We start from the raw sequence: 3,882 nt of genomic DNA on the forward strand, positions 1-3,882 counted from the left end.
CCCCGCCCCCGGCCGCCGGGCGGGGCCGCGCGGCCCCGCCCGGACCGACGGCGGTCTCCGCAGCACCGGAAGCGGCCCCGGGGCCGGGACCGGATTCAGTCCCGTCCCCGGCCCCGACCCGCCGCCCGGCGATCCAGTCCCGCAGCCCCACCCGGCTCACCCACCTTCACTGACACGGGAGTTGATCCGCGCGATCTCGCGCACCCACTGCCCGCGTTCGCGGTGGGTCAGGTCGAGGAGATCCTCGCGCGGCCAGTGGAAGTGGTAGGCGATGTACGCGATCTCCTCGTACAACCGAGCAGGCGCGTACGTCACGATTCCCCCAGGCGCCCACCGGCGAGGTCGACCTCGAAGGCGCCGTCGCAGTGCGGGCAGGTCACCGCGGCGCGCGTGTGGCCTTCGCTGTTGATCCGCTGGTAGAGGTCCTGGAGGAAGGCGACGTCGGTGGCGTACATCCGCTCGACGATCCCGGCGTGCACGTCGGTGAGGTCGCCCAGCCTGGTGATCACGTGGCTGAGCAGCACCACACTGAGGTAGGCCGGGTTCTCCTTGACCCGCAGGTCGATCTGCGGCATCAGTTCGTCGCGGGCGGTGGCCAGCCGCATGGCGCCGTGGCGGTGCACGGTGCCCTCGTCGTCGACGTAGCCGAGCGGCAGCTCGAACTCGAACTCGCCGTGCGGCGACTGCCGTCGGGGCGGCCCGGCCGGCCCCGTCGGTGCCGGGCTCTGCTGCTGCGGCGCGGGGCTCTGCTGGGCCGGGGCCCCTTCCAGCAGCTCCTCAAGGCCGATCTTCCGCCTCACTCGACGTGGATCTCCTCGAACACGATGGTCACGGTCTCGGTCGCGGCGCTGGATTCGCCGGCGCTGAGCGTGGGGCCCTCCCAGCGGCTGGCCCAGGCGTTGGTGAGCTGGATGCGGCGCAGGGTCGCGCCGGTGGTGTCCTTGACCTCGATGGTCAGGTTCTGCCGCGCGGTGTTGATCGCCCCGTTGTTGAGGGTCTCCTTGATCCAGTTCGTGAAGGCGCCGCTCTTGTCCAGGCCGCGGGTGATGGTCACCTCGCCGGGCAGCCGGGCGCCGGGCTGCTTGCGGACGATCAGCTTGCCCTCTTGGGTCACCTGCTTGTACTCGACGACGTCCTGTTCGACCGTCAGGTTGCTGATCTCCTTGACGGACTCGACGTTGTAGCCGCCGAGTTGGACGCCGAATATGTGTGTGGAGAGCGGATCGCCTTCAGCCATGGCGTGCTGTCACCTTCCGTGCGATGGGGGCCGACCGTACGACGATCACTCGTTGACGAGGCTCGTGCTGTCGGAGAACTGGGCCAGTCGGAACACCACGAACTCGGCCGGCTTCACCGGCGAGACCCCGATCTCACAGATCACCTGACCGAGGTCGATGGACTCCGGCGGGTTGTTGTCGCGGTCGCACTTGACGTAGAAGGCCTCGGCCGCGGTCTGGCCGAACAGCGCTCCGCGCCGCCACTCCTCGGTGAGGAAGGCGGTGATGTTCCGGCGGATGCTGGACCACAGCCGGTCGTCGTTGGGTTCGAAGACGACCCACTGGGTCCCCAGGAGGATCGACTCCTCCAGGTAGTTGAAGAGCCGGCGCACGTTGAGGTAGCGCCAGGCCGGGTCGGAGGAGAGGGTGCGCGCGCCCCAGATCCGGATGCCGCGCCCGGGGAACGCCCGGACGCAGTTGACGCCGATGGGGTTCAGCAGGTCCTGTTCGCCCTTGCTGAGCCGCAGTTCGAGGTCGACGGCGCCGCGGATGACCTCGTTGGCCGGCGCCTTGTGCACGCCGCGCTCGGCGTCGCTGCGCGCCCACACCCCGGCGGCGTGCCCGCTCGGCGGGACCAGCGTGTTGCGGCCGGTGGCCGGGTCGAAGACCTTGATCCACGGGTAGTAGAGGGCGGCGTAGCGGGAGTCGTAGCCCGCCTCGTCCTGTCGCCAGGTGCGCATCCGCTGGGCGTTGAGCCCGGGCGGCGGGTCCAGGACGGCGATCCGGTCGCCCATCTGCTCGCAGTGCGAGATCACCGCGAGCTGGACGGTGCGCAGGCCCTCGTCGTCGAGCTCGCCGCGCTGGTAGGCGCTCATCAGGTCGGGCACCGCGACCATGGTGATCTCGTCGATCGCCTCCAGGCCCGAGAAGCCGGTGCGGGCGGCGGCGTCGCCGACGTACTCGGCGGGGTCCAGCCGGGCGCCGGGGGCCACCACCGGGCCGGGCGCGGGCGCGGGGGCCGCGGCGAGCGCGTGGGTGCGGCGCTCGGGGCGGCTGGGCGCGGTGCCGGCCTGCTCGATGACCGCGATGAGCTTGGACTCGCGCAGCTGGGTGACGACGTAGCCCTTGGTGTTCTTCCGGGTGGAGACGTCGTAGCTCTCCACCACCTCGGCGCCGCGGCGGACCAGCAGCCGGAACCGGTCGTCGGGGACGTTCTCGCCCTCGGCGTCGGCGATCTCGACGGACACGTCGGCGCCCGCGCCGGGCAGGGCGGAGATCAGGAAGCCGGAGACCGCGGCCGGCGCCACGGTGACGGCGGCAGCGGCGGGGACGCCGCCGGAGGCCTGCCGGTCCGGGTCGCCGATCCGCACCACGTAGGCGGAGCCGCCGCCGTTGGCGAAGAAGCCGTAGACCGCGTGGGCGAGGTAGGTGCCCTCGGTGAAGCCGCCGAACCGCTGGACGTACTGGTCCCAGTTGGTCACCAGCGTGGGCTCGTGGAAGGGTCCGGATCCGGCGAAGCCGACGAAGGCGGCCACGGCCGTGCCGACGCCCTCGATCGGCCGGGCACCGGACTGGACCTCCTCCACGTACACGCCCGGGGTCAGGTACGACGGCATTCGCGCTCCTTCGGATGACCGGTCATTCTCCTGGTACTCCCCCGAGTCTGCGGCCGGGGCGCCGTCCGGGGACATGTCCCCTGGTCCCGCGCCGGGGGCAGCACCGGCTGCCCCCGGCGGCCAGCCCGGCGGGTACTCCCAGGCGCACCGGACGGCCCGGCCCCCTCCAACGCCCGCTGCACCCCCGGCGCCCCACGCCCCGTCAGCCGTGCCCGGTGTCCCCGAGGACGCCCAGCCACGGCCCGAACTCGCTCTCCAGCACCAGCCGCCCCAGCTTGCGGTACTCGCCGACCACGGCGGCGACCAGCTGGGCCATGCCCAGCGGGGTGCCCGTTCCGGCGGCCAGGTAGGCCGCGGAGACGGCGCAGGACCGGATGGAGCCGCCGGTGAGCTCGAACTGCCGGGCGCAGAAGTCCAGGTCGAGGTCGTCGCCGCGGGGCAGCCGCGGGCCCAGCGAGCGGTCCCACAGCAGGAGGCGCTGCGCCTGGTCGGGCAGCGGGAACTCGGCGATGACGTCCAGTCGCCGGGTGAACGCCTCGTCCAGGTTGGCGCGCAGGTTGGTGGTCAGCAGCGCGATGCCCGCGAAGGACTCCATCCGCTGGAGCAGGTAGGCGGTCTCCACGTTGGCGTGGCGGTCGTGGGCGTCCTTGACCTGCGAGCGCTTGCCGAACAGCGCGTCCGCCTCGTCGAACAGCAGGACGCCGTTGACCTGCGCGGCCTCGGTGAAGATCCGTTCCAGGTTCTTCTCGGTCTCGCCGACGTACTTGTCGACCACCGTGGAGAGGTCCACCACGTACAGCTCCATGCCGAGTTCGGCGGCGACCACCTCGGCCGACATGGTCTTGCCGGTGCCCGACTCCCCGGCGAACAGGGCGATCACCCCGTTGCCCCGGCCGCCGCCCGGCCGCATCCGCCACTGCCCGAGCACCTGGTCGCGGTGCCGGGCGCGCAGCACCAGTTCGCGCAGCCGGGCGGCGGTGGGGTCGGGCAGCACCAGGTCGGCCCAGCCGACCGCGGGCTCGATCCGCCGGGCGAGGCGGGCCAGGCCG

Annotated in this window: 5 protein-coding genes; all 5 read right to left on the minus strand. The window is 72.3% G+C overall.

Translation table 11 applies throughout. The features are described 5' to 3' along the window. Positions 1–156 precede the first annotated feature (156 nt). Positions 157–315: a DUF6760 family protein gene (locus BG452_RS31025; protein ID WP_188307682.1), complete on the minus strand. Its 159-nt coding sequence runs from the start codon at positions 313–315 to the stop codon at positions 157–159. Next, positions 312–800 (minus strand): hypothetical protein, encoded by a 489-nt coding sequence (locus BG452_RS31030; protein ID WP_188307683.1) that lies wholly within the window; start codon positions 798–800, stop codon positions 312–314. The genes BG452_RS31025 and BG452_RS31030 overlap by 4 nt, the downstream gene beginning before the upstream one ends. Then, on the minus strand, positions 797–1,237 hold the full coding sequence (locus tag BG452_RS31035) for a phage tail protein (RefSeq protein WP_188307684.1): 441 nt from the start codon (positions 1,235–1,237) through the stop codon (positions 797–799). The genes BG452_RS31030 and BG452_RS31035 overlap by 4 nt, the downstream gene beginning before the upstream one ends. Before the next feature lie 45 nt (positions 1,238–1,282). Continuing rightward, the gene (locus tag BG452_RS31040) at positions 1,283–2,833 is read right to left on the minus strand and encodes a phage tail sheath family protein (protein WP_188307685.1); all 1,551 of its coding nucleotides are present in this window, start codon (positions 2,831–2,833) and stop codon (positions 1,283–1,285) included. 202 nt (positions 2,834–3,035) lie between these two features. Continuing rightward, a partial coding sequence (locus BG452_RS31045) for an ATP-binding protein (protein WP_188307686.1) occupies positions 3,036–3,882 on the minus strand: 847 nt, incomplete at its 5' end.

It is taken from the genome of Streptomyces sp. CBMA123, assembly GCF_014596465.1.
In the GTDB taxonomy this organism is placed as follows: Bacteria; Actinomycetota; Actinomycetes; order Streptomycetales; family Streptomycetaceae; genus Kitasatospora.

Bases quoted from the DNA above. Each gene is read 5' to 3' on its own strand.
- BG452_RS31040 (WP_188307685.1), bottom strand. From the start codon at position 2,833: ATGCCGTCGTACCTGACCCCGGGCGTGTACGTGGAGGAGGTCCAGTCC.
- BG452_RS31035 (WP_188307684.1), bottom strand. From the start codon at position 1,237: ATGGCTGAAGGCGATCCGCTCTCCACACACATATTCGGCGTCCAACTC.